Below are 26,552 nucleotides of genomic sequence, written 5' to 3' on the forward strand. Positions count from 1 at the left end.
TTGCTTTTTTTCACGCGCGCCATAAGCGCCTGATGCGAGGTGGGCTTGATGATCACGGGCACTGACAGGGGGCTGACAAGCAATGAGTGTATTTCGGGCCATCTACACTTCCCGGCCCTTCGGATTCGACACCGGTCTGTTGCGCAGCGTCCTGATGGACGCCCGCCGCTGCAATACGCGCGACGGCATCACCGGTGCCCTGATCTGCCGCGCGGACATTTACCTGCAATGGCTTGAGGGTCCGGAAGAGCTGGTTCGCCGCACGCTGGAGCGCATCAAGCGCGATGACCGCCATCTCGAGGTCAAGCTTCATGTGGCCGAGACCGTGCCCGGGCGGGTGTTCGGCGAATGGGCCATGCTTCACGATCCGTCGACCACGTGGATATGGACCCAAGATGAGGTGACGGCGGGGGCCGCAGAGCGCGCAACCCCTGACGAGGTAACCGGCTTTTTCCTGAAGCTGCGCGAAGAAAGCCGGACGCCGGAAGCGGGCTGACGTGATCAGGCGGCTGTGTCCGAAGTCAGACCGGTTTTGTTGCAAAGCAACAGATGGACGGATGAACTCACGTAAGCTAGCGTTTACGAAAGTTTCGGCCTGCCCGGGCGGACCAGCCCGAATGTGGCGGGCAATAAAAAGCGCCGCCGGCCATTCTTGTCTGGCATAGGCGCGACCGGGGGGACGAGCTTTGACCAACAAGATTGCAGTGCCTCCTGTTGCCGCGCGCAATGAAGTCGTTGACGCCAAGGCCTGGACCGCCATGCGCGAGGCCTGCCTGGCGGATCCGGGTGCATTTCATGGCGCGCTGGCCAAGCGCCATCTGGCCTGGCTGATCCCCGATCAGGGCGAAAGTGGCGTCTGGGCGCAGCTCGACCGCGATAGCGGGACCTGGCGGGGATGGGATGCGGCGACAGCAGCGCCAGTGACGCTGGACCTGCCCGAAACGTTCGAGCCCTGGGATCAGGCGTTCAATGCCTCGGACGCGCCGAGCTGGCGTTGGTTCGAGGGCGGGCTGACCAATGCCGCCTTCAATGAGGTGGACCGCCATGTGCTGGCCGGTCATGGTGATGAAGCGGCGCTGATCTTTGAAGGCGACCGCTGGAACATGTCCAGCGATGGGGGGCGCGGCGGACCGGTGGACAGCTATCCGGTGTCGCGCAAGACCCTGCTTCTGGAGAGCGCCAAGTGCGCGCTGGCGCTCAAAGCGCTGGGCCTGAAGCCCGGCGACCGCATCGCGCTGAACATGCCCAATATCCCGCAACAGATTTTCTGGACCGAGGGCGCCAAGCGCCTGGGCGTGATTTACACGCCGGTGTTCGGGGGCTTCAGCGACAAGACGCTGTCGGACCGCATCGCGGACGCCGGTGCGCGCGTCATCGTGACGGCGGACGGCACGTATCGCAACGCGCAGCTGGTGCCGTTCAAGCCCAGCTATACCGACCCGGCGCTGGACAATTTCATCGCGGTTAGCGTCGCCAAGTCGATCTTGGCCGAAACCCTGGCGAACCCGGCGCTGCAGATCAGTGCCGAGGATGCTGCGCGCATCACCGCCGCCGTGGACGAGACGCTGGCGGGAGAAGTGACGGTGGAGCGATCCGACGTCATGCGCGGCGTCGGGCGGGCCCTGTCGGAAATGGGCCAGACCGGATCGATCAGCGCCCGGCAGGCTGCTGATCTGCGCATTGCGGCGGCGGCCGCGCTGGTGGATTCGCCCGCGCGCGCGGATACCGTCATCGTGGTGCGCCATACCGGCCAGGCGGAGCTCAACTGGACCGCGTCGCGCGACCGCTGGAGCCATGAGCTGACGGATGCCGCCGGCGACACCCTGCTCAAGGCCGCGCGCGCCGCCGGGTTTGATGTGGCCGATGAAGCGGCCCTGCTGGCGCTGCCCGATGGCGAGTTTGTGCGGGCGGTCTGGGCCGCGTCCAGGCCGCTGCCGGTGGACGCGGAATACCCCAATTTCATCATCTACACTTCGGGCTCCACGGGTAAGCCCAAGGGCGTGGTCCATGTCCATGGCGGCTATTGCGCCGGGATCGCGGCGACCATGGAGGTCGCGTTCGATGCCGCGCCGGGCGATGTCATGTTCGTGGTGGCTGATCCGGGCTGGATCACCGGCCAGTCCTATCTGATCGCCGGAGCGCTGCTGACGCGCGTCACCTCGATCATCGCCGAGGGCTCGCCGGTGTTTCCTCATGCGGGGCGCTTCGCCTCGATTATCGAGCGCCACAAGGTCAACATCTTCAAGGCCGGGGTTACCTTCCTGAAATCGGTCATGCAGGACCCGGAAAACCTCAACGACATCAAGACCTATGATCTGTCAGGCCTGAAGGTCGCCACGTTCTGCGCCGAGCCGGTCTCGCCCGCCGTGCAGGCCTTCGCCATGGAGCATGTGGCCCCCTGGTACATCAATTCCTACTGGGCGACCGAGCATGGCGGGATCGTCTGGACGCATTTCTATGGTGCGCAAGATTTTGCCCTGCGCCCAGACGCCCACACCTATCCGCTGCCGTGGATTGTCGGCGATGTGTGGGTGGAGGACGCCGGTGCCACCAAGCCGGACGCGGGCGCAGACGTGCTGACGCGCGGCGAGACCCAGGGTGCGCCCTGGCGGCGTGCAGACAAAGGCGAGAAGGGCGAGATCGTCATTGCGCTGCCCTATCCGTATCTGGCGCGCACGATCTGGGGCGACACACAGAATTTCGTGGTGGAATCCGACGGTCCCGGCGCGCGCGTGCAAGCGGGCTGGCGAGGCGATTCCCGGCGCTATGGCGACACCTACTGGCGGCGCTGGCGCGGGGCATGGGCCTATACGCAAGGCGATTTCGCCATTGCCCATGATGACGGCTCGTTCTCGCTGCATGGCCGCTCGGACGATGTGATCAATGTCTCGGGTCACCGTATCGGCACCGAGGAGATCGAAGGCGCGATCCTGCGCGACAAGGCGCTCGATCCCAACTCGCCCGTGGGCAATGTGCTGGTTATCGGCGCGCCGCACCGCGAGAAGGGCGTGACCCCGGTGGCCTTTATCACCCCGGCGGCGGGCGCGAAACTGACCCTGGACGACAAGCGCCGGCTCACAGACCTCGTTCGGACCGAAAAAGGCGCGGTCGCCGTGCCGTCAGACTTCCTGGAAGTGCCGGAGTTTCCCGAAACCCGTAGCGGCAAATATATGCGCCGCATGGTGCGCGCGATCGTGGAAGGCGGCGAGGTGGGCGACATCTCCACCTTGCGCAATCCCGAAAGCCTCGACGCCTTGCGCCGCGTGGTGGAGGACTGGGCGCGCCGCCAGAAGCGCTCTGAAGAGCAGGCTTTGTTCGAGCGTTACCGCTATTTCCTGGTCCAATACAACGCCGCCGCCAAGGGCAAGCGGGTGGCCACGGTCACGGTCAACAACCCGCCGGTGAACGCGCTGAACGAACGCGCCATCGACGAGTTGGCCACCATAGTGGAGCACTTGTCGCGCAAGGATGATGTGGCCGCCGTGGTGTTCACGGGTTCCGGCTCCAGCTCCTTCGTGGCGGGCGCGGACATTCGCCAGATGCTCGAGGAGGTCAACACGCTGTCCGAGGCGATGGCCCTGCCCAGCAACGCCCAGCTGGCCTTCGGGCGCATCGAAATGATGAACAAGCCTTGCATCGCGGCGATCCAGGGCCTGGCGCTGGGCGGGGGCATGGAGTTTGCGCTGGCGTGCCACTACCGCATCGCCGAGCCGACGGCGCGTTTCGGCCAGCCGGAGATCAATCTGCGGCTTCTGCCGGGCTATGGCGGCACGCAGCGTCTGCCGCGCCTGCTGGCCGACCGCAATCCGGAGACCGGCCTGCGCGATGCGCTGGACCTGATCCTGGGCGGACGCGCGATTGACGCCGGTGCCGCCCTGTCATTGGGTGCCATCGACGCCGTGGCGGACGGCCCAACAGATGCCCTGTCGCTGGCTCATGCTGCCGTGCGCGATTTCGTACGTGATCCCGATGGCAGCGCGCTGGGCCGGGCCTTCACTGAACGCCGCGCTGCCACGGAACGCTGGGCCAAGCCCGGCGAGGCCGATCTGGATGCGGCGCTGGCCGATGATTTCGTGCAGCGCATCCTGCGTCAGCTGGACTGGGCCGGGCGGGGCAAGGCGGGAGCGCGCGCGCTGGACGCCATCACCACCGGCTGGCGCTCGGGGATGGCAGAAGGTTTGCAGCGCGAGGCCGAGGCCTTCGCCGAAGCGATCATGGACCCCGAGGGCGGCAAGACCGGCATCCGCCTGTTCATGGACAAGCAGGCACCACCTTTGCCTGTTCGCCGCGATGGCGTGTGGATCGATGAAGCGCATGAACCGCGCAAGGCCGCGCTGATCGGGGACGGCGAGATGCTGGCGCTGGGCGCGCCCTTCTATCCCGGCATCACGCCGATCCCGCCCTACCAGCTGGCCTTCGGGATTGCGCGCGACCCTGAGACCGGCGCGCCGCGCTTCGGTCCGCCGGCCACGCACGAAAAGGAGCTGATCGTTCCGGTGCGCCTGCCCGAGCCCAATGAGGCGCTGGTCTACATGCTGACCTCGGAGGTCAATTTCAACGATAACTGGGCGCTAACCGGCATTCCGGTCTCGCCGTTTGACGGCCATGACGAGGACGTCCAGATCACCGGCTCGGGCGGTCTGGCTCTGATCGCAGCCCTGGGGACCGAGGCCAAGGCCGAAGGCCGGCTGAAAGTCGGTGACCTGGTCAATGTCTATTCGGGCACCAGCGAGCTGTTGTCCCCGGCGGCGGGCGAGGACCCGATGTATGCCGGCTTCGCCATCCAGGGCTACGAGACCAAGACCGGCAGCCACGCCCAGTTCCTCAATGTCCAGGCACCCCAGCTCCATGTTCCGCCTGCGGACCTGACGCTGGAGCAGGCGGGCGCGTATACACTGAACCTGGGCACGATCACGCGCTGCCTGTTCACCACGTTGCAGATCACGCCGGGCAAAACGATTTTCGTCGAGGGTGCCGCCACCGGCACCGGACTGGATGCGCTCAAAAGCAGCGTGCGCACCGGGCTGGCGGCCACGGGGCTGGTGTCCAGCGAGGACCGTGCGGACTTCATCAAGACCCAAGGTGCCGTTGGGGCTATCAATCGCAAGGACCGCGCAATCGCGGACGCTTTCACGCCGGTCCCCGACGATGCCGAAGAGGCCAGGGCCTGGGAAGCGGCGGGACTGCCGATCCTGGAACGCTACAAGGCCATGAATGATGGCAAGCTTGCCGATTATGTGGTGAGCCACGCCGGCGAGCGTGCCTTCCCCAGAAGCTTCCAGCTCCTGGCCGAGGGCGGCGCGCTGGCCTTTTACGGCGCGTCGTCGGGGTATCATTTCAGCTATATGGGCAAATCGGGCGAGGCCTCGCCCGCCGACATGCTGGCGCGCGCCGGCCTGCGCGGCGGGGAATCGGTGCTGCTCTATTACGGGGCGGGGTCCGGCGAGCTGGCCGATCCCAAGGGGCTGGAGATGATCGAGGCGGCGCGCCTGTTCAAGGCGCGCATCGCGGTGGTCACCTATTCCGACGCCCAGCGTGAATTCCTGCAATCGCTGGGGCTGGAAGATGCAGTCGAGGGTGTGATCTCTATTGAGGGCCTGAAACGCCGGGACGCTGATTTCCACTGGCCGCTCACCCTGCCGCGCCTGCCGGACGCCAAGACCGAGACCGAAGCGTTCAAGCGCGGCGTGCGCGACTACCAGCAGAATACGCTCAAACCCTTCGGGTCGGCGGTGGGCAGGCTGTTGCGCTCACCGGGCAATCCGCGCGGGGCACCGGATCTGGTGATCGAGCGTGCGGCGGTGGATACGCTGGGCGTCTCGTCTTCGCTGGTGCGCCCGTTCGGCGGCCGTGTGGTCTATGCCGAGGACATGTCCGGCCGGCGCTTCACTTTCTACGCTCCCCAGGTCTGGACGCGCCAGCGGCGCATCCTGATGCCCACCGCTTCGATCCTGGGCACGCATTTGTGCAACGCCTACGAGGTCACGGTCATGAACTCCATGATCGCGGCGGGCCTGCTGGACGTGACCGAACCGACCATGACCCCTTGGGAAGACCTGCCCAAGGCCCATCAGGCGATGTGGGACAATGCCCATTCGGGGGCGACCTATGTGGTCAATCACGCCTTGCCGGCGGCGGGTTTGCGCAGCCGGGACGAGTTGTTGGAGCATTGGGCAGCGGCCGGGGATTAAAGGCCGCCCGCCATACCGATTTTTTGAGTGACCAGGAGAGCTTTCATGGCCGGCAAGACCCGCGACGTCGCAGCGCCTCAATCCCGCTCCTCCGGCGCGGGCCGATTGGATGGAAAAACCGTCCTGATCACGGGTGCAGCGGGCAATCTTGGCAGTGAGATGGCGCGCCGCTTCGCCGATGAAGGGGCCACGCTGATCCTGACCGGGCGCACGCGCGACCGCATCGAGGCGGCATGCGCGGATGTGGTGGCCCGGACCGGCGTTCCCGCGGAGCGCGTTGCCCCTTTGGTGCTCGACGGTGGTGATCCGGGGTCTGTGCGTGCGGCGATGGACGAGGTTAAGGCGAAGTTCGGCCGCATCGACGTGCTGGTCAACAATGCCGGATCGGCTGGTCCCAAGCAGCCCCTGGACAATGTCCCGCTGTCGAAAGCCGAGATGGAGGCCAATGGCGATACCGAGACGGTCGGCGACGCCATGCGCAACATTCTGGCGGTCACCTGGAATCTGGCGCGCGCGGCGGCTGATCTGATGCCCGCGGGTGCAGCGATCATCAATATCTCCACGATTTTCTCCCATACGCGCTATTACGGTCGCATCGCCTATGTGGTGCCCAAGGCCGCACTGAATGCGCTGTCGCGGCAGCTGGCCAGCGAGTTCGGCGCGCGCGGCGTGCGGGTGAACACCGTGTTCCCCGGCCCCATCGAGAGCGAGCGCATCCGCACGGTCTTCGCGGCGATGGACAAGGTTCAGGGCAATGAGGACGGCGAGACCGCCGACTATTTCATGGGCCGCATGTCGCTACGCCGCAGCGTCGATGGCGCGCCGCCCGCGCGCACCCTGCCGACCCCGGCCGACATCGCCCAGACCTGCCTGTTCCTGGCGAGCGAGGATTCGGCTGCGCTCAACGGCGCGGAGATCGATGTCGCTCACGGCATGAGCGTGCGCAAGGAGTCGCGCTCCACCTACAAGACCCGGCCCTCCTTGCGGGCGCTGGATGGGGCCGGCCTGACCGTACTGATCGTGGCGGGCGAGAGCTGGGATGATGCGCTGGAGACGGCGCGCATCCAGATCGGCTGTGGCGCGCGTGTGCTTCTGGGCATGGCCCGTGAAGCCGACGTGGCACAGGCCAGGGCCCGCACCCAGGCGCAAGGCCTGGTCGACGGCCTGACCATTGTGCGCTTCAACCGCACCGAGCCGGAAACCATGGGCGAGACGCTGGACGCCTACAGTGTGCAGCACGGCCCGGTGACCAGCGCCATCGTGCTGCCGCTCAAGCCGGCGCAATACTTCGCCGGGGCCCTGCTCGACGCCGAAGACGCGACCGTGGACGAGTTCATGGATGTGGAGCTGGTGGGCGGTATCGCCATCGCCCGCGCCCTGTCGCGCTACTGGAAGACCCGCAGCGATCTTGAACAGCCGCCGCGCTATGTCTTCATGAGCAACGCCAGCGACGGCGCGGGCGATGTGTACAGCCAGGTGCTCACCGCCGCGATGACCCAGCTGATCCGCATCTGGCGCGACGAAGCACGCGTGGATGTGGAGGCAGGCCGCTTCCCCCATGCTGTATGGGGCAATCAGATTGTGCGCTTCTCCAATCGTGAGCGCGAGAATATCCGCTTCGCCGCCGGCCATGCGACCCGCATCGTCTTCAAGGAGCAGAGGATCGCCAATATCGATCTGCATGTGCCCGAGAAGATCGGCGAGGAGACCGGTGCCACCAGCGCCATGGTCGGCTTTGCCGAGAACATTACCGGCCTGCATCTGGGCAAGGTCGCCCTGATCACCGGCGGCTCTGCCGGGATTGGCGGACAGGTGGCGCGCCTGCTCGCGCTGGCCGGTGCCAAGGTGATGATGGTCGCCCGGCGCGCCAGCGAACTGGAAGCGGCGAGAGATCGCATCATCGGCGAGCTTCAGGATATCGGCTTTTCCGGCGTGGAGCGCCGGGTGCGCATCATGGCCGATGTGGATGTCAGTGATTTCGCGTCGCTCAAAACCGCGCTCGACGCCACGATCGCGGCGTGGGGCCGGGTGGACTATCTGATCAATAATGCCGGGGTCGCCGGAGCCGAGGACATGGTCGTCGACATGGACCTCGACGCCTGGCGCTTCACCCTCGATGCCAATCTGATTTCCAATTATTACCTGACACACCATGCGGCGCCGCTGATGAAGGCGCAGGGCGGTGGCTATGTGCTGAACGTATCGTCCTATTTCGGGGGCGAGAAGCTGCGCGCCGTGGCCTACCCCAACCGGGCCGACTACGCCGTCTCCAAGGCCGGCCAGCGCGCCATGGTGGAAAGCTTCTCGCAGTTTCTCGGCCCCGTGATCCAGCTAAATGCCATTGCGCCGGGCCCTGTGGATGGTGACCGCCTGTCCGGCGTGGGCGGCAAGCCGGGCCTGTTCCAGCGCCGGGCGCGTCTGATCCTGGAGAACAAGCGCCTCAACTCGGTCTATGCCGAGGTGATCAAGTCTGTGCGCGAGGGCGCGTCTGTGGCCACTGTGCTCAACCGGCTGTCGCACAATACCGCGGGCGTTCTGTCCCATGACATGCTGGCACCGGCTGGCCTGCGCAAGCTGGCGCTGAAAATCGCCCGGGAAGGCGATGGCGTCTGCACATGGGATCAGTACATCCTGACCCCGGCGCTGGCCGAACGTCTCCTGTCGCGCTTGCGTCTGGGCGGGTATCTGCTGGACGTGCCGGCCTGGCGCGACCTGCCCGGGGACAAGGCCAAGGGCGGCTGGCTGCGCATTACGCCGCCGGACGATGCGCCCTTCCTGCCGCAGGGCCTGATCAACAAGAACGCCGAGCAGATCGGAGAGGGCGTGTTATCCCAGTTGCATCTGGGCAAGATGCCTACCGAGGCCGATGTGGCCCAAGCGACGGTGTTCTATCTGGCTGACCGGGCGGTCAGCGGCGAGACCTTCATGCCGTCCGGCGGTCTGAATGTGGAGCGCTCCACGGTGGAGCGCGACATGTTTGGTGGGCCGCGCCCGGAACGTGTCGAGAAGCTGCGTGGCAAAACGGTCTGGTTTGCCGGTGATCATCTGGCCGACTACATCGCTGCGGCCTCCCAGCGCCTGATCGACGAATGCGGTGTGGCCGGGGTGGTCGTCCTGGCGCGCACCAAGGTGGGCGGCAAGGCGGTCACGGACATGATCACCGGCGAGGCGGCCAGGTCGGTCCATGTGGTCGTGTCCGGCGATATTATCGAGGATGCCATGGACACTGCGCTGGCCAAATGGGGCCGGCCCGCCACCGTGGTGTCGCTGCCCGGCGACGCGCTGCCCGACCGCCTGTTCGAGGATGATGCGCCGCTGACGCCTGAAGCCTTCAGCCAGGTGGTGGAGGACAATCTGACCCGGCATTTCCGGGTGTCGCGCAAGGCCTCTCTCTATGACGGGTGCCAGCTGGTACTGGTGTCGCCGGATGTGGCGGTGGGCGCCAATGCCCCGGCCCACGCCATCGCCAATTTCATCAAGACAACCCTGCACGCCTTCACGGCTACGCTGGCGGTGGAGAATGAGCGACTGGTGCACAATGTGCCGACCAATCAGATCAACCTCACGCGCCGCGTGCGCTCGGAAGAGCCGCGCAACGAGGAAGAGCACCAGGAAGAGCTGCGCCGCTTCGCCACGGCCATTTTGCTGGTCGGGGCACCGCTGCCCGATTCCCAGGATTCACGCTATCGCTCGCGCATCTATCGCGGCACGTCGATGACGGTCTAGGCAGGCGGCGCAGGGCCTTTAATCGGCCCGGGCGACCTCGATCATCACCTCGTTGCGCCGCATCGGGGTGGGGGTCCAGGGCGGGTTGTAGCGGGCATAGACCGGCTCGCCGATGATCTCGTAGCCCTCAGCCGCGAGGAAAGCGGCGAGCTCTTCAGCCTTGCGCGCAAAGCGTGACTCGTTTGGACCGCCCGAAAAGCGGATCGCGGCCAGGCGTCTGGCCGGTTGCTCGCGGATGATCACATCGGGGTCGTTGGGACGGGGCAGCGTCTCCATCGTCCAGCTTTCCGGCATGATGAACGCCACGCGCCATGTTTCGCCGTCGCCCGCTGTGCGGCTCTGCGTAACGGGAGAGGTCATGGCGATGCGCTCTGACCTGGACTGGATCACCGGGGTTGTCATGGCGATATTGGCGCTGCTGTCTTCGCCGGGTGCCTGATTGTCGCCGAAGATGAACCCGGCCAGCGGGCGGAAGCCCTGATTGCCGGCCCTGGTCATGTCGCCGCTGACTTCGACTTCCGCGAGGATCAGAGCGGGATAGTCACGAACCTCGATGGCACCCTGCGCGCGCACCAGCACATAGGACGGTTCATCAGAGGCTTTGGCTTGGGATGAGGCGGCGGTGACCATGATAAGGACCAGAATTGAGCGGAGCATGTGGATCATTGGCGATCTCCTAAACAAACCCCTTATACGTCAAACGCGTCCCGCCGGATCGCGTTCCGCAATCAATGCCCATGGGCACCCCACACCCCCAGAGCGGTGAGCAGAGCGAGCCCCCCCAGCAAGGCGGCGGCCAGATAGCGCCAGACGGGGCGGCGCAGCAGGGCCGCCATGGACGCTGCCCCGCCCGCCAGTGCAGTGAGGGCGGGAATGGTGCCGAGCCCGAACCCCGCCATCACCAGCGCGCCCTGAACTGGACTGCCGGTCAGGCCCGCATAGAAGGTCGCCAGATACACCATGGCGCAGGGGATCAGCCCCCAGGCAAGGCCCAGCCCGGCCGGGCCCAGCCGGTGGAGATGATGCAGCCGGCGCGTCATGGGCGAGAACAGCCGTCCGGCCAGCCGGCCGCCCGCGCCGCCGAACACAGGAATATCCAGCACCGAGAAGGCGGCGGCCATGAGTACCGCGGCGCTGAGCCAGCGCGCGATGGTACGTGCAAGGTCCGGCGGCTGGCTGTCGTGAAATCCCCATCCGATGGCACCCGCCGCTGCGCCCAGCGCGATATAGACGCAGACCCGGGCCACCTGCGCCTGGGTCAGCACCACAAGGCGCCGGCGTGCGCCCGTGCTGCCCGCGCCCTGAATGGCAATGGCCGCCGCGATGCCGCCGCACATGGCCAGGCAATGAACGCTCGCCGACAGCCCTGCGATGAAGCCCGCAAGCATGTCGAGTTCCAGCCGGCCCTCCAGGGCGGGGCCGATATCCATGCCGGGGTGGGTCACGCGTCAGCTGCTTTAGGCATACAAATATAACCTTTGCCGAGTTGCGTCCTGAAACTGTCAGGCCATGCTGACGCCGAGGCGTAAACCTAGCCGGACTGCATGGGCCGGCAAGATGAGACATAATGCCCTACTGCTATTGCGGATATTTATCCGCACAAGGGGTGTGAGTTTGAGTTCCGGCCAAGGAGGGGCGGATGACCACGGTCGCTGCAGGCAAGAAAACTGGTTTTGATTACAATGCGATGGTGGTGCTTGGCATCTGCATCGCGGGGGCAGTCTGGGCGATTCTGGCGGCTGCCATTGGTGCCGATGCGGCCATGCGCATCCATGCGTGGCTAATCCTGGCGGGCTTTCTGACCGGGATTCTGATCCTGGTCGGTGCCTATTCGAATGGCGGCGTGGACGTCGACAAGCGCGAGTACAACGAATCAATCGTGCGCTATGGCGTGATTGCGTCCATGTTCTGGGCCATTGTCGGCATGCTGGTAGGGGTGATTATCGCCGCCCAGCTCGCCTGGCCGACCCTGTTCCAGTTCGAAGCCTTCCCGCAGATCAATTTCGGGCGCCTGCGCCCTGTGCACACGTCGGGCGTGATCTTCGCCTTTGGCGGAAATGTGCTGATCGCCACCAGCTTCTACGTCGTCCAGCGCACCTCGCGGGTGCGCCTGGCGGGCGGGGTGTGGCCCTGGTTTGTTTTCTGGGGCTATCAGTTCTTCATCGTCATGGCGGCCACCGGATATCTGCTGGGCATCACCCAGTCGAAGGAATACGCCGAGCCCGAATGGTATGCTGATATCTGGCTGACGCTTGTGTGGGTCGCCTATCTCCTGGTCTTCCTGGTGACGCTGGCGCGGCGCAAAGAGCCCCACATCTATGTGGCCAACTGGTTCTACCTCGCCTTCATCGTCACCATCGCGCTGCTGCATGTGATCAACAATCTGTCCATGCCGGCCGACTGGTTCGGATCGCGCAGCTATTCGGCCTTCGCCGGAGTGCAGGACGCCATGACCCAGTGGTGGTACGGCCACAACGCCGTGGGCTTCTTCCTGACGGCCGGCTTCCTGGGGATCATGTACTACTTCATCCCCAAGCGCGCCGAGCGGCCGGTGTTTTCATACCGCCTGTCCATCGTGCACTTCTGGGCGCTGATCTTCATCTATATCTGGGCGGGCCCGCACCACCTTCACTACACCGCGCTGCCCGAATGGACGCAGACGCTGGGCATGACCTTCTCGATCATGCTGCTTATGCCCAGCTGGGGTGGCATGATCAACGGCCTGATGACCCTGTCGGGTGCCTGGGACAAGCTGCGCACCGACCCGGTCATCCGCATGCTGGTGGTGTCGGTGGCCTTCTATGGCATGTCGACATTCGAAGGCCCGGTCATGAGCATCAGGGCGGTCAACTCGCTCTCGCACTATACTGACTGGACCATTGGCCACGTGCACTCGGGCGCGCTGGGTTGGGTGGGCTTCATCTCCTTCGGGGCGATCTACTGCCTGGTGCCCTGGCTATGGAAGCGCAAGTCTATGTTCTCGCGCGCCCTGATCGAATGGCACTTCTGGCTCGCGACGCTTGGCATCCTTCTCTACATCACGTCGATGTGGGTGTCGGGCATCATGCAGGGCCTGATGTGGCGCGCCTATAACGAGCTCGGCTTCCTGGAATACTCCTTCATCGAGACCGTCGAGGCGATGCAGCCCTACTACATCATCCGTGCCGGGGGCGGGCTGCTGTACCTGGTCGGCGCACTGCTCATGGCCTGGAATGTCTACAAGACGATCCGGGGTGATGTGGCCGACGTCGAGGAAGTCGCCGCCCAGCAGACGCTCCAGAAGCCTGCGGAATAGGGGAAAAACACAATGGCCAAGAAACCCAATCCGATCTGGAACTGGCACAAGCGGGTGATGGAGAAGAATTCGCTTCTCCTCACTGTGGGCATTATCGGCGTCGTCTCCATCGGCGGGCTGGTGGAAATTACCCCGCTCTTCTATCTCGACGAGACGATCGAAGAGGTCGAAGGGGTGCGCCCCTATTCGCCGCTCGCACTGATGGGCCGGGACATCTACATCCGCGAGGGCTGCTACACCTGCCACTCCCAGATGATCCGGCCGCTGCGCGACGAGGTGGAGCGGTACGGGCATTACTCGCTGGCCGCCGAAAGCATGTATGACCGGCCGTTCCAGTGGGGGTCCAAACGCACCGGCCCGGACCTGGCGCGCGTGGGTGGCAAGTACTCTGATGAATGGCATCGCGATCACATGCGCGATCCGCGCTCGGTGGTGCCCGGCTCGATCATGCCGCCCTACGCCATGCTTGAGCGCACCCCGCTTGAGCTGGAGGTGATTCCGGGGCGCATGCGCGCGCTGCAGCGCCTGGGTGTGCCCTACACAGACGAGATGATTGAGCTGGCCATCGACGATGTGCGCACACAGGTCGATCCGTTTGCATCCGGCTATGACGCTTTCCTGGCGCGCTATCCCGGTGCCCCGGTGCGCAATTTTGATGGCAATGAGCGCGTGGTAACCGAGCTCGACGCCATGATCGCCTATCTGCAGGTGCTCGGTACCATGGTGGATTTCTCCACCTATGAAGCCGACGCCGACGTCAATCTGAGGTGACCGGCGATGTATGAAGCCCTTGCCAGTTTCGCGCAGTCTTGGGGCCTGGTCGCCTTCATGGCCTTCTTCATCGGGGTCATCGCCTACGCCGTCTGGCCGAAGAACCGCGAAAAATTCAATGCCGCCGCCCATTCGGTGCTGGACGAAAACGCTCGCCCCGCCGAGGCCGACAAACCGGCCGACACGAAGGAAGACCGCCATGGCTGAGCATGAGAAAATGCCTGTCGACGAGATCACCGGGGTCGAGACTACCGGTCATGAGTGGGACGGGATCACCGAGTTGGACAATCCGCTGCCGCGCTGGTGGCTGTGGATTTTCTACGCCAGCATTGTCTGGTCCATCATCTACATGATCTTCATGCCGGCCTGGCCCGCGCTTCCGGGCTTTGACGGCCACACGCGCGGCCTGCGCAATCACTCTGAACGTGCCAATGTGGCGGTGGCCATGAGCGAGCTGGAAGCGCGCCGCGGTCCGATGTTCGAGCAGTTGCAGCGCGTGGTCGATGACGGCGGTGTCACGGCCATTCTGGACGATGGCGATCTGTTGAACTTCACCCTGGCGGCGGGTCGCTCGGCCTTTGGAGACAACTGCGCCACCTGCCACGGCGCGGGCGGCGGCGGCGGTCTTGGCTATCCCAATCTACGTGACGACGACTGGATCTGGGGCGGCTCCTATGACGCGATCCGCCATACCATTGTGGGCGGCGTGCGCTGGGACGCGCATCCCGACACGCGCTTCTCGCAGATGCCGGCGTTTGGGCGCGACGGGCTTCTGACGCGTGACGAGATCAGCGCGGTGACAGATTATGTGATGACCCTGTCGGCGCTGACCGTGTCGGCAGACGCCGATCTGGCGCTGGGCAGCGAAATCTATGCGGCTCAGTGTGCCAGCTGTCACGGCGCTGACGGCCGGGGCGACACGACGCAGGGTGCGCCGAACCTGACCAATAATATCTGGCTCTATGGCGGATCGCGCGAACAAATCCAGGCCAGCATTCATCGCGGACCGTATGGTGCCATGCCGTCCTGGGACAACCGCCTGCCCGAACCGGTGATAACGGCGCTGGCGGCCTATGTGTATCTTCTGGGCGGTGGCGAGACGCTGGCGTCCATGGAGGAGGCGTCTCTCCCGGCGCCTCAGACCGGTCAGCCCGGCTAGCGGACGAAAGGCGCGCCGGTCGCCGGCGCGCGGAGGCAGGTCATGAACCTCATCCATAACAGGCCGGACGCCGGTGGCGACGCCGCCGAAGGCGTGGCGCGCAACGATGTCGAGGCCGTCAACGCTGCCGGTCAGCGCGACCTCTACCAGAAGCGCCAGCAGATCTATCCCAAGCTGGTCCATGGCAAGTTCCGCATGGCCAAATGGGTGTTTCTGGTGCTGGCGCTGGGCGTGTACTACCTGTTGCCCTTCGTGCGCTGGGACCGGGGCCCGGATGCACCCAGCCAGGCGGTACTGATCGATTTTCCCAACACGCGTTTCTATTTCTTCTTCATCGAAATCTGGCCCCAGGAAGTCTACTACATCACAGGACTGCTGATCCTTGCGGCGCTGGTACTGTTCCTCGTGACGGCCCTGTTTGGTCGGGTCTGGTGCGGCTATGCCTGCCCGCAAACCGTATGGACCGACCTGTTCATCGCCGTGGAGCGCCTGTTCGAGGGTGACCGCAACAAGCGTATCCTGCTGGATCGCGCGCCGATGAGTTTCAACAAGGCCTGGCGCAAAGGCGGCAAGCATGCCGTCTGGGTGCTCATTGCTGCGGCCACAGGCGGTGCGTGGATTCTCTATTTCCACGACGCGTTCGATCTCCTGCGCGATTTCTTCACCGGCCAGGCGCCACTGACAGCCTATCTGTTCTGTGCCGTCCTGACCTTCACCACCTACTCGCTGGCCGGCCTCATGCGCGAGCAGGTGTGCATCTATATGTGCCCCTGGCCGCGCATCCAGGCTGCGCTGACCGATCGTGAATCGCTCAATGTCACCTACCGCACCGACCGGGGCGAACCCCGCGGCCGCCATAAGAAGGGTGAGAGCTGGGAGGGCCGGGGCGATTGCATCGACTGCAAGGCCTGCGTGGCCGCCTGCCCCATGGGGATCGATATCCGGGACGGGGCGCAGCTGGAATGTATCGGCTGCGCGCTGTGCATCGATGCCTGTGATGACATCATGGACAAGATCAGCCGCCCGCGCGGCCTGATCGCCTATGACACTGACGACAATGTGACGCGGCGCAGCCAGGGCGAAAAACCCCGATTCAGCTTCATCCGGCCGCGTATCATCCTTTATGTAGTGCTGGTGATTGGGGTGAGCGCGCTGATGATGCTCGGCCTGAACACGCGCGATGAGCTAGGCCTGCACGCCGACCGGGATCGCAACCCGAATTTCGTCGTGCTGACCGATGGATCGGTGCGCAATACCTACACCATCAATGTCCAGAACAAGGCCTATGCGGACCGCGCGCTGCGCCTCGACGTAGCGGGTGATCCGGCGCTGCAGGTCCAGGTGCTGGGTGTGCGCGGGGAGACAGTGCTGGAGATCGGTCCGGACCGGACGCGCCTGTTCCAAGTCTTCCTGACTGTGCCGCCCGAGGCGGCGTTGCGCCATTCCATACCGGTGACCTTCACCATCACCGATCCGGCGACGGGCGAAACGGCCACGGCGGAAAGCTTTCTGGTGACGGGAGCTGCACCATGACCCGAAGCGAAGACACACCGACGCGCCGCCGCGAATTTCGTCTGACAGGATGGCATGTGCTGGCGATTCTGCTGGCCTTTTTCGGCGTGGTGTTCTCGGTGAACGGGTTTTTCATCACATCGGCGCTCACCACCTTTACCGGCGAGGAGGCGACGCGCGCCTATGTGCGCGGGCTGGAATACAATGCGGTGCTGGACGCACGCCGCGCCCAGGCCGAGTTGGGCTGGAGCGCCGCGGTCAATGTGGCTGACGGGCGCGTGCTGGTCAGCGTGACCGATCCTGACGGTGCGCCTGTGGGCGGACTGGACCTCTCCGGCGAGTTGCGCCGTCCAGGAGACCCGCTGCTGGACCGGCCGCTGACATTTTCTGAAATCCGCGCGGGCGTCTATGCTGCGCAGAGTGAAGATATGGTGATCGGCCGCTGGCTGGTGCGCGTCCGCGCGGCGGGCGATGACCCGTTCGAGCTGGAGCGCGATGTGTGGCTGCAATAGATGCCTCCTGGGCCGATGGCGAAGCGGCGGCCTTTGTGCGGGCCCAAGGCGATGACCGCGCCCTGGATCTGGCCGTTGAAGGGGCCTGGTGCGGCGCATGCATTGCCAAGATTGAAGGCGGTGTATCGCAGTTGCCGGGCGTGCAGCGCGCGCGGCTGAACCTGACCTCCGGGCGCCTGTCCATCAGTTTCAACGGCCCCGATGCGCTGGCGGACCGGATCGTCGAGGCGATCCGGGCCCTGGGTTATGGCGCGCGGCCCTATTTGCCTGAAACTGCAGCGGATGCGGTCACGGCGCAGGAAAAGAACCTGCTGCGTGCCATGGCGGTCGCGGGCTTTGCCACCGCCAATGTGATGCTTCTGTCCATCGCGGTCTGGTCCGGCGCTGGCGAGATGACCGCATCCACGCGCACGCTGCTGCACTGGGTGTCAGGTGCCATCGCCCTGCCGGCCGTGGCCTATGCGGCGCGGCCATTCTTTGCCAGCGCGTTTCGGGCGCTGAAAGCGCGCCGGGTCAACATGGACGTGCCGATATCGCTCGGCGTGTCGCTGGCCTGCGCGCTGTCGGTCTATGAGACCGTGATCGGGCATGGCGACGCGTATTTCGATGCGGCTGTGATGCTGCTCTTCTTCCTTTTGATCGGGCGCTATCTCGACATGCGCCTGCGAGCGCGGGCCGGGGCTGCGGCCCGGCGCCTCGCCGCGCTGGAGGCGCGCGCGGCGCGACGGGTGGAGCCCGACGGCAGTTTGCGCGCCGTGCCCGCCAGCGAGATCCGCCCGGGCGATCACTTGCTCATCTCCGCCGGGGAGCGCATCGCGGTGGATGGTGTGGTCAGCGAGGGCGAGGGTGAAGCCGACGCCTCTCTGGTGACCGGTGAGTCGGCACCGGTGGCGCTGAAAGCCGGCAGTCAGGTCTGGTCCGGCATGGTCAATCTGGGTGCGGCGCTGACCGTGCGGGCCACGGCGGCGCGCGATGACTCCCTTCTGGCGGAGATCACCCGGCTGGTGGAAGCCGGCGAACAGGGGCGGTCGGCCTATGTGCGCCTGGCCGACCGGGCCGCGAAAATCTATGTGCCGCTGGTTCACATCATGGCGTTCTCCACGCTGGTGGGCTGGTTCATCATCGCCCAGGAGCCGCGCCCGGCGATCATCAATGCGATTGCAGTGCTGATCATATCTTGCCCGTGCGCGCTGGCGCTGGCCGTGCCGGCGGTGCAGGTGGTCGCCTGCGGGCGGCTCTACAAGGATGGCGTGCTGGTGCGTTCGGGCGATGCCCTGGAGCGGCTGGAGCGGGTGACGGTTGTGGTGCTCGACAAGACCGGCACGCTCACCGAAGGCCGGCCGCGCCTGCTCAATGTGGATGGGCTGCCGGACGGCATCCTGGCGCTGGCCGCGCGCCTGGCGCGGGCATCGCGCCACCCGCTGTCGCAGGCGCTGGCCGAAGCCGCTGGCCCCGGCGAGGCGGCTGCCGGCGCGGTGGAAGTGCCCGGCCGGGGCGTCGAAGCCGAAATTGACGGCCGCCGGATGCGGTTTGGCTCAGGGCGCTGGATCGGAGCGCCGGCCCAGCCTGGCAGCACTGAGGGCGAGGGCGCTTTCGAGCTGGAAGCCTGGCTGCAGGTTGAGGGCAGACAGCCGGTGCGTTTTGCGTTTGCTGACCAGCTGCGCGCCGATGCGCGAGAGATGGTCGATGCCCTGCGCGCGCGCGGGCTGGAGCCGGAATTGCTGTCCGGTGACCGCGAGGCACCAGTGGCGGCGGTCGCGCATGCGCTCGGGATCACACGCTGGCGGTCCGGTCTGGCACCGGCAGACAAGACGACACGCCTGTCAGAACTCGCCGCCTCAGGCGAGCGAGCGCTGATGGTGGGTGACGGGCTGAATGACGCCCCGGCGCTGGCGGGTGCCTATGCGTCCATCTCCATGGGGTCGGCGGCGGACATTTCGCGTTCGGCCGCCGATCTGGTGATCCAGCGTGACCGGTTGAGCGCCATTCCGCTGGCGCTGGACGTGGCGCGCGCGGCGCGCCGCCGGGTGGATGAGAATTTCGCGCTGACGATTTTGTATAATCTGATTGCCGTGCCCATCGCGGTGCTCGGCTTCGTGACGCCGCTGGTGGCGGCAGTGGCGATGTCGGCATCGTCGGTGGTGGTGACGCTTAATGCCATGCGGCTTATGCGCCGATGACCTCGCTTTTGTGGCTCATTCCTCTGGCATTAATGCTCGGTGCGCTGGGGCTGCTGGCCTTTTTCTGGTCGATGCGCACAGGCCAGTATGACGACATGCAGGGCGCTGCCGAACGCATTCTCATCGATGATGACAAGCCGATTGTGGACAATGAGCCGAACGGCGCAGACGGCACCGCAGACGATGCGTCGGACAGGGCCGCTCCGCGTTAGATCCGGTACAATCTGATCAGGCGCGCTCGGCCGCTATCGCCTCGCGGGACGTGGCCGCCCGGGGAGCGAAATCCTTGTAGGCGCGCCAGCTGGCATGGGCGATCAGCGGGAAGGTGAAGGCCAGCCCGATCAGCAAGGCTGCCGAGCCGAGCAGGGTGATCACCGCAATCAGCCACGCCCAGGTCAGCATGACGCCGGGCTGGGCCTTCATGGCTTTCACACTGGCCGCGATGGCGGTGAAGGCGTCCACATCCTGATCGACCAGCATGGGAAACGAGATCGCCGAGATCGTGAAGGCACCCAGCGCCAGTGCGCCGCCAATAAGCGTGCCCACCACCAGAAGGGCGAGCCCCTGCGGGTCGGTGAGCAGGAAGGGCACGACATTGGTAATGGAAAAGTCAGAGCCGTGGGCAAACATGGCGAACAGGAATTGAGCCAGCCGCGCCCAGGCAAGGAAGAAAACCAGGAGCAGCACGCTCAGGAGCGCGAGCTGTGTGACCCGGCCCACGGCCATGGACCAGAAATCGAACAGGCGCGGCTTGCCACCGGCATCGCGCACCTGACTGATACGGTAGACGCCGATCGCGAAGGCGGGAGCAACCAGCGCAAAGCCCGCCACAAAGACCGGTGCCAGTCCGCCATAACCCAAAGCGGTGAGGCCCAGCGTGATCGCAACGCCGGCAAGGGTGAAGACCGCGCCATATCCCAGCGAAATGCCAGGTTCTGCCGCCAGGTCGGCCAGCCCGGCCTTGAGCCAGGCCCAGGGCGCGTCGCGGCGCACTTTCTCGATAATCACCATGTCCGCCTCCACCAGAACTGCACCGCGAGTCTCCGGAAAAGCCCTTCCAATTGCAAGGAGATTCTGCGAGGCGCGCGGTGATCTGTTCGCTGCCGGATGGCCCATAGGTGGGACCAGGGCGCGAGTGCGCTGCAACATAAGCGCTATCTATAGCCCTCATCAATATAAATGACTGAATGCCAAGGCGCTCTTTATGGTACGGTCCTCGCTGATGGTCACGCTGCACCCCTCGCAGGAAGACCGCTTGTCACGCAATCAACGACTCGGGAGAGGACAATGGACGGTAACAGCGCAGGCAAATGCCCCGTCATGCACGGCGGCCTGACTTCGGCGGGTTCGCCGGTCACGCACTGGTGGCCGAAAACGCTTAATCTGGACATCCTGCATCAGCACGACACCAAGTCCAATCCGCTGGGCAAGGATTTCGACTACCGCAAGGAAGTCCGGTCGCTGGACTTTGACGCGGTGAAGCAGGACGTGCACGCCCTGATGACGGACAGCCAGGAATGGTGGCCGGCCGACTGGGGCCACTATGGCGGTCTGATGATCCGCCTCGCCTGGCACGCAGCGGGCACCTATCGTCTTGCCGATGGCCGCGGCGGCGGCGGCACGGGCAATATCCGCTTTGCTCCGCTGAACTCCTGGCCGGATAACGGCAATCTGGACAAAGCGCGCCGCCTGCTCTGGCCAGTGAAGAGGAAGTACGGCAACAAGCTGAGCTGGGCCGACCTCATCCTTCTGGCGGGCAATGTCGCCTATGAATCCATGGGCCTGAAAACCTATGGCTTCTCGTTCGGCCGCGAAGACATCTGGCACCCGGAAAAGGACATCTATTGGGGCGCCGAGAAGGATTGGCTGCCGCCGAGCGAAAGCCGGTATGAGAATGTTGATGACCCTTCCACCATGGAAAACCCGCTGGCGGCGGTCCAGATGGGCCTCATCTACGTCAATCCGGAAGGCGTGAACGGCAAGCCTGATCCGCTGAAAACAGCCGCCCAGGTCCGCGAGACCTTCGCGCGCATGGCGATGAATGACGAGGAGACCGCAGCATTGACCTGTGGCGGTCACACCGTCGGCAAGGCCCACGGCAATGGCGATGCAGCCACGCTGGGCGCGGAGCCGGAAGGTGCCGGCCTTGAGACCCAGGGCTTCGGCTGGATGAACCCGAATCTCGGCGGCAAGGCGGCCAACGCCATTACGTCCGGTCTTGAAGGGGCCTGGACGACCGAACCAACCAAGTGGGACATGGGCTATTTCAAGCTTCTGTTCGGCTATGAGTGGGAAGTGAAGAGAAGCCCGGCCGGTGCCTCGCAGTGGCAGCCCATCAACATCAAGGAAGAGGACATGCCGGTCGACGCCACCGATCCGTTGGTGCGCCGCATGCCGATCATGACCGATGCCGATATGGCGATGAAGCTGGACCCCGCCTATCGGGCCATCTGCGAGAAGTTCATGGCCGATCCGGACTACTTCTCCGATACGTTTGCCCGCGCGTGGTTCAAGCTGACCCACCGCGATCTGGGGCCGAGGGAGCGCTATATCGGCCCGGAAGCGCCGCAGGAAGACCTGATCTGGCAGGATCCTGTTCCGGCGGGTTCGGCGTCCTACGACGTCAACGCCGTCAAGGCGAAGATCGCCGCGAGCGGGCTTTCGGTCTCCGACATGGTCGCCACCGCCTGGGACAGTGCGCGGACTTTCCGTGGCTCCGACCTGCGCGGCGGTGCCAACGGTGCCCGCATCCGTCTGGCGCCGCAGAAGGACTGGGACGGCAATGAACCGGCCCGTCTTGCCAGGGTGCTGTCTGTGCTTGAGCCGATCGCCAAGGACTCCGGCGTGAGCCTGGCGGACGTGATCGTGCTGGCCGGCAATGTCGGTGTGGAGCAGGCCGCGAAAGCCGCAGGCGTCACAATCGATGTGCCGTTCAGTCCCGGCCGCGGTGACGCCAGCGCCGAGCAGACCGATGCGGACTCCTTCAGCGTGCTGGAACCGGTGGCCGATGGCTTCCGCAACTGGCTGAAGAAGGACTATGCGGTCCAGCCGGAGGAAATGCTGCTCGACCGGGCCCAGCTGCTTGGCCTGACCGCGCCGGAGATGACCTGTCTTCTGGGTGGCATGCGCGTCATCGGCACCAATCACGGCGGCACGAAGCATGGCGTGTTCACGGACCGGGAAGGCGCTCTGACGACTGACTTCTTCGTGACCCTGACCGACATGTCCTACAGCTGGGTTCCCAAGGGTGCCAATCTCTATGACATCGTGGAGCGGCAGTCCGGCAAGACCCGGTTTACGGCCACCCGCGTTGATCTGGTGTTCGGCTCGAACTCGATCCTGCGCGCCTATGCGGAAGTCTACGCCCAGGATGACGCCAAAGCGACATTCGTAAAGGACTTCGTATCGGCCTGGACCAAGGTCATGAACGCTGACCGCTTCGATCTCGCCTGATCCGTTTTGGCCAATCTGCTATGGCGGCGCTCCGGTTTCACCGGGGCGCCGTTTCTTTTTGAGCTTGGCGCTGGCGGGGGCCGGGACGGGGTGTATGCTGCGCGCCAAAACATGACAGTCGGGGAGTGACATACAATGAACTGGAAACTTCTGGCGGCGGGTGCCGCTCTGGTCTGGGCGGGCGGATGTGAAAGCCTGCCGGCAGCCGCCAACTGGATGGGCGCGCGCGATGCGGCTCAAGAGGCCAGCAGCGAGACCTCGCCGGCGTTCGAGGCCGAAATTCTGCGCAGCGCCTATGGCGTGCCCCATATCATCGCCGCCGATCATGGCGGGCTGGGCTATGGCCTCGGCTATGCCGCTGCGCAGGACAATATCTGCGAGATCGCCGATCGGGTGGTGACGGTGCGCGGCGAGCGCGCGGCCTTCCTGGGTGCAGGATCGCAGAACGCCAACATCGCGTCGGACCTGTTCCATCGCGGCGCGGCCAGCGCGGCGGTGGTGGAAGCCTATCTGAACGGTCCGGGCGGTCATCCCGATACGCCCAGCGACGAGGCGCGGGCCTTCGTAGCGGGCTTTGCGGCAGGCATTAATCGTTATCTGAGGGAGACCGGTGTAGATGACCTGACCGATCCGCGCTGCCGCGGCGCGGCCTGGGTGCGTCCGGTGTCGGACATCGATGTCTGGCTGAGCGCGCTGATCGCCCCGTTCGGCAATCCGGTCTCCTCGATCGCTAACGCCGCCCCGCCTGCCGACCCGGTGCCGGTGACCGAGGCGCGCCTGGACCCGGATTTCGATGAGCCGGTGATGGGCAGCAACGCCTACGGCCTGGGGCGTGAGGCGACGCGCGGCGGGCGCGGCGCGCTGCTGGGCAACCCGCATTATCCCTGGAACGGGGCGTTGCGCTTTTACCGCTCCCACCTGATCATTCCGGGCGAGCTGAACGTGGTGGGCGCGGGCCTCATCACCACGCCGTTTCCCGGCATCGGCCATACCGAATACCTAGCCTGGACCCACACGGTCTCAACCGCACGCCGGTTCGGCTATTTCGAGCTGACCCTGGATCCGCAAGACCCCACCCGCTACCTCGTCGACGGCGAATATCGCGACATGACGCGCGAGGATGTGACGCTGGACGTGCTGGGCCAAGACGGCGCGCTGACGCCGGTCACCCGCACGCTCTATTCCACCGAGTTCGGGCCGCTGGTGGTCACCGGTGATCTGCCCTGGACGCGCGAGCGCGCCTATGCCCGCGCGGCACCCAGCGAGGGGTTGCGCACCATTGACCAGTATCTAGCGGTCTGGGCGGCGCGTGATGTGCGTGAACTGCACGATGCGCTGGGCCGCTATCAGGCGACGGCGTTCAATACAATCGCCGCCGACGCCTCGGGCGAGGCGTTTCACGGCGATATGGGCATGGTCCCGCACGTGACATCTGAGCTGATCGCCGCGTGCGCGCCCTCGCCAACAGCGCGCGGAGCCTGGGCGTCCTTGCGCATCCCCATGCTGGATGCATCGCGGCCCGAATGCCGCTGGGGCAGTGACCCGGACGCGACTCGTCCCGGTGTGTTCGGCCCGTCCAGCGCGCCGGCCATTTTTCGTGATGACTGGGTGGCCCAGAGCAATGACAGCCATTGGCTCAGCCAGCCGGCTGCACCCATGACCGGCTACAGCCCGATCTATGGCGACGAGACCGGCGCGCGCAGCCTGCGCACGCGGCTCGCGATCGACATGATCGAGCAGCGCCTGGCCGGCACCGACGGGCTAGGCGAGCCGGGCTTTGATCTCGAAACGATCACCGGGGCGATGTTCTCCAACCGCCACCATGGCGGCGAGCTGGCGCGCGATGACCTGGCCCGGTTGTGCCGCTCGGAGGGCGGGGCTGATCTGGCGCCGGTCTGTGCCGCGTTGGAGGGCTGGGATTTGCGCGTGGACCGCGACAGCCGGGGCGTGCTGCTGTTCAACCTGTTCGTCGAGGCAGGCGGGCTGAAATGGCGCCAGGGCTTCGACCCGGCCGATCCTGCGCGCACACCGCATACGCTGGATGTGTCCGACCCGGCCGTGCTGGAGGCCCTGCGCACGGCGGCCGGTCAGCTTGAGGCACTGGGGATTGCGCCGGAGGCTCGTCTGGGCGACGTCCAGGCGGAAATGCGTGGTGAGGAGCGCATCGAAATCCATGGTGCCACGCGCGGCATGGGTGTGTTCAACATGATCATTCCTGCTACGCCGCGCCCGCTGGTTGGGTCACAGCGCATCGTTCACGGGTCAAGCTGGATCATGGCGGTGGAGTTCACCGATGAGGGCCCGCGCTCGCGCGGCCTTCTGAGCTACTCCCAGTCCACCGACCCCAGTTCGCCTCACTATGGCGACCAGACGCGTCTGTATTCGGACAAGGGCTGGGACGAGCTGTATTTCGATGAAGCAGCGGCGCGGGCCAATGCCGTGTCGGCGCGCAGCTTGCGCGAATAGTAAAAGCCGGCCGGCCCCGCGCGGTCAGCGCGCGGGGCCGGGGCTTTGGCCGGGACTAGAGCTGGCTCAGCATATGGTCGGCGCTGGAGACTTCGAAGCCGCCGCCGGCTTCGACAAAAAGATGCTCGACCACACCGTCATTGACGACCATGGCGTAGCGCTGGGAGCGCGGACCCATACCGAACTTTGACCCGTCCAGCTCCAGACCGATGGCCGAGGCGAACTGGCCGTTGCCGTCGGCGAGCATAAGTACATCCTCGCCCGCGCCCTGATCCTTGCCCCAGGCCCCCATGACGAACACGTCATTGACCGAGGTGCAGGCGATCCGGTCGATGCCTTTGGCTTTCAGCTCGCCTGCCTTGGCGATGAAGCCCGGCAGATGTTTGGCCGAACAGGTAGGGGTGAAGGCACCGGGCACGGCGAACAGCGCCACGCGCTTGCCCTTGAAGGCGTCCGCCGTGGACATCGGTGCCGGGCCGTCCGCGGTCATTGTCATGAAGGTCACGTCAGGCAGGGCGTCGCCGGTCTTGATGGTCATGGGGCCTCCGAGGGGTTTGCGTCCGGCGCACACACGCGCCGCCTACTCATGCGAGATAAGCCGCAGCTGGGTGCCGCGCAAGGCGAAGCTGGCGGACCTGACTGGACAGACCCCCGTCCGGCGCGAGAGACTTGAGCCATGAGCCGCCCGCTGCCCCATACCGCCGCCGGTTATCTCGGCGGACGCCTGCTGATCGCCAGCCCGCTGATCGGCGACCCGCGCTTTGACCGCGCCGTGGTGTTCATGTGCGCCCATGGCGAGGACAGCGCGATGGGGCTGATCATCAATCGGCCAATGACCGGGCTGCGCCTGCGCGATCTTCTGGACCAGCTGGACGTGGCCGGGGCGGAGACGGCGCAGGACTGTCCCGTCCATGATGGCGGCCCGGTGGATCGTGACCGGGGCTTTGTCCTGCATACGCTGGATGTGACCTGCGGCCCGGCGACCTTGCCGGTGGGCGCAGGGCTGGGCCTGACAGCGACCCGTGAGATTCTGGACGCCCTGGCCTCGGGTGCCGCGCCGCGCCGCGCGCTCATGGTGCTGGGTTATGCCGGCTGGGAGGCGGGCCAGCTGGAGGACGAGATCGCGGCGAACGCCTGGCTGGTCTGCGATGCCGACGAGGCGCTGGTGTTCGAGGCTGATGACGAAGAGAAATGGGCTCGGGCCCTGAGCACGCTGGGTGTGACGCCGGAATACCTGACTGGTGCCTCGGGTCACGCATAACGCAGACGCAGGCAGTTGACGGGACG

General features: G+C 65.4%; 18 protein-coding genes. 14 read left to right on the forward strand and 4 right to left on the reverse strand.

Translation table 11 applies throughout. The annotated features are described in order from the left end of the window. Nucleotides 1-82 precede the first annotated feature (82 nt). The 3 genes from L2D00_00335 (at nucleotide 83) to L2D00_00345 (ending at nucleotide 9,917) form a co-directional block, all read left to right on the forward strand. Nucleotides 83-496 carry a BLUF domain-containing protein gene (locus L2D00_00335; protein ID WBQ13151.1) on the forward strand — a complete coding sequence of 138 codons (414 nt, stop codon included), beginning with the start codon at nucleotides 83-85 and terminating at the stop codon, nucleotides 494-496. 208 nt (nucleotides 497-704) lie between these two features. Beyond that, a complete protein-coding gene (locus tag L2D00_00340; protein WBQ14518.1) occupies nucleotides 705-6,191 on the forward strand; it encodes an AMP-binding protein in 5,487 nt (1,828 codons plus the stop codon). Nucleotides 6,192-6,236: 45 nt separating this feature from the next. Then, nucleotides 6,237-9,917: an SDR family NAD(P)-dependent oxidoreductase gene (locus tag L2D00_00345; protein ID WBQ13152.1), complete on the forward strand. Its 3,681-nt coding sequence runs from the start codon at nucleotides 6,237-6,239 to the stop codon at nucleotides 9,915-9,917. An 18-nt stretch (nucleotides 9,918-9,935) separates the two neighbouring features. Here the strand turns inward: L2D00_00345 and L2D00_00350 are convergent, their stop codons facing one another. Next, nucleotides 9,936-10,583, reverse strand: a complete 648-nt coding sequence (locus L2D00_00350; protein ID WBQ13153.1) for a heme-binding protein — start codon at nucleotides 10,581-10,583, stop codon at nucleotides 9,936-9,938. 62 nt (nucleotides 10,584-10,645) lie between these two features. Beyond that, nucleotides 10,646-11,362 (reverse strand): sulfite exporter TauE/SafE family protein, encoded by a 717-nt coding sequence (locus tag L2D00_00355; protein ID WBQ13154.1) that lies wholly within the window; start codon nucleotides 11,360-11,362, stop codon nucleotides 10,646-10,648. A gap of 194 nt (nucleotides 11,363-11,556) precedes the next feature. Between L2D00_00355 and ccoN the strand changes: the two genes are divergently transcribed. The 8 genes from ccoN to ccoS are packed head-to-tail and all read left to right on the forward strand — an operon-like array spanning nucleotide 11,557 to nucleotide 19,558. Further along, nucleotides 11,557-13,212: a cytochrome-c oxidase, cbb3-type subunit I gene (ccoN, locus tag L2D00_00360; GenBank protein WBQ13155.1), complete on the forward strand. Its 1,656-nt coding sequence runs from the start codon at nucleotides 11,557-11,559 to the stop codon at nucleotides 13,210-13,212. A 12-nt stretch (nucleotides 13,213-13,224) separates the two neighbouring features. After that, entirely contained in the window at nucleotides 13,225-13,983 is a 759-nt protein-coding gene (gene ccoO, locus L2D00_00365; GenBank protein ID WBQ13156.1) for a cytochrome-c oxidase, cbb3-type subunit II, read from the forward strand. A gap of 6 nt (nucleotides 13,984-13,989) precedes the next feature. Continuing rightward, entirely contained in the window at nucleotides 13,990-14,190 is a 201-nt protein-coding gene (locus tag L2D00_00370) for a cbb3-type cytochrome c oxidase subunit 3 (GenBank protein ID WBQ13157.1), read from the forward strand. Then, complete coding sequence (ccoP, locus tag L2D00_00375; GenBank protein WBQ13158.1) at nucleotides 14,183-15,142, forward strand: cytochrome-c oxidase, cbb3-type subunit III; 960 nt, start codon at nucleotides 14,183-14,185, stop codon at nucleotides 15,140-15,142. Before L2D00_00370 ends, ccoP begins: the two co-directional genes overlap by 8 nt. A 42-nt stretch (nucleotides 15,143-15,184) precedes the next feature. Further along, entirely contained in the window at nucleotides 15,185-16,675 is a 1,491-nt protein-coding gene (gene ccoG / locus L2D00_00380; protein ID WBQ13159.1) for a cytochrome c oxidase accessory protein CcoG, read from the forward strand. Then, nucleotides 16,672-17,166 carry a FixH family protein gene (locus tag L2D00_00385; protein ID WBQ13160.1) on the forward strand — a complete coding sequence of 165 codons (495 nt, stop codon included), beginning with the start codon at nucleotides 16,672-16,674 and terminating at the stop codon, nucleotides 17,164-17,166. Before ccoG ends, L2D00_00385 begins: the two co-directional genes overlap by 4 nt. Next, nucleotides 17,154-19,346 (forward strand): cadmium-translocating P-type ATPase, encoded by a 2,193-nt coding sequence (gene cadA / locus L2D00_00390; GenBank protein WBQ13161.1) that lies wholly within the window; start codon nucleotides 17,154-17,156, stop codon nucleotides 19,344-19,346. The genes L2D00_00385 and cadA overlap by 13 nt, the downstream gene beginning before the upstream one ends. After that, nucleotides 19,343-19,558, forward strand: a complete 216-nt coding sequence (ccoS, locus tag L2D00_00395; GenBank protein ID WBQ13162.1) for a cbb3-type cytochrome oxidase assembly protein CcoS — start codon at nucleotides 19,343-19,345, stop codon at nucleotides 19,556-19,558. Before cadA ends, ccoS begins: the two co-directional genes overlap by 4 nt. Before the next feature lie 16 nt (nucleotides 19,559-19,574). Here the strand turns inward: ccoS and L2D00_00400 are convergent, their stop codons facing one another. Next, nucleotides 19,575-20,357 carry a DUF2189 domain-containing protein gene (locus L2D00_00400; protein ID WBQ13163.1) on the reverse strand — a complete coding sequence of 261 codons (783 nt, stop codon included), beginning with the start codon at nucleotides 20,355-20,357 and terminating at the stop codon, nucleotides 19,575-19,577. A 276-nt stretch (nucleotides 20,358-20,633) separates the two neighbouring features. On the opposite strand from L2D00_00400, the gene katG reads away from it, so the two are divergent. Further along, entirely contained in the window at nucleotides 20,634-22,799 is a 2,166-nt protein-coding gene (gene katG, locus L2D00_00405; protein WBQ13164.1) for a catalase/peroxidase HPI, read from the forward strand. A gap of 135 nt (nucleotides 22,800-22,934) precedes the next feature. Further along, complete coding sequence (locus L2D00_00410; protein ID WBQ13165.1) at nucleotides 22,935-25,265, forward strand: penicillin acylase family protein; 2,331 nt, start codon at nucleotides 22,935-22,937, stop codon at nucleotides 25,263-25,265. Nucleotides 25,266-25,320: 55 nt separating this feature from the next. Here the strand turns inward: L2D00_00410 and L2D00_00415 are convergent, their stop codons facing one another. After that, nucleotides 25,321-25,803, reverse strand: coding sequence for a peroxiredoxin (locus L2D00_00415; protein WBQ13166.1), 483 nt, complete (start codon nucleotides 25,801-25,803; stop codon nucleotides 25,321-25,323). Between the two features lie 138 nt (nucleotides 25,804-25,941). Between L2D00_00415 and L2D00_00420 the strand changes: the two genes are divergently transcribed. Beyond that, a complete protein-coding gene (locus L2D00_00420; protein ID WBQ13167.1) occupies nucleotides 25,942-26,526 on the forward strand; it encodes a YqgE/AlgH family protein in 585 nt (194 codons plus the stop codon). Nucleotides 26,527-26,552: the final 26 nt, after the last annotated feature.

The organism is Hyphomonadaceae bacterium BL14, assembly GCA_027627705.1.
Lineage (GTDB): Bacteria > Pseudomonadota > Alphaproteobacteria > Caulobacterales > Maricaulaceae > Oceanicaulis.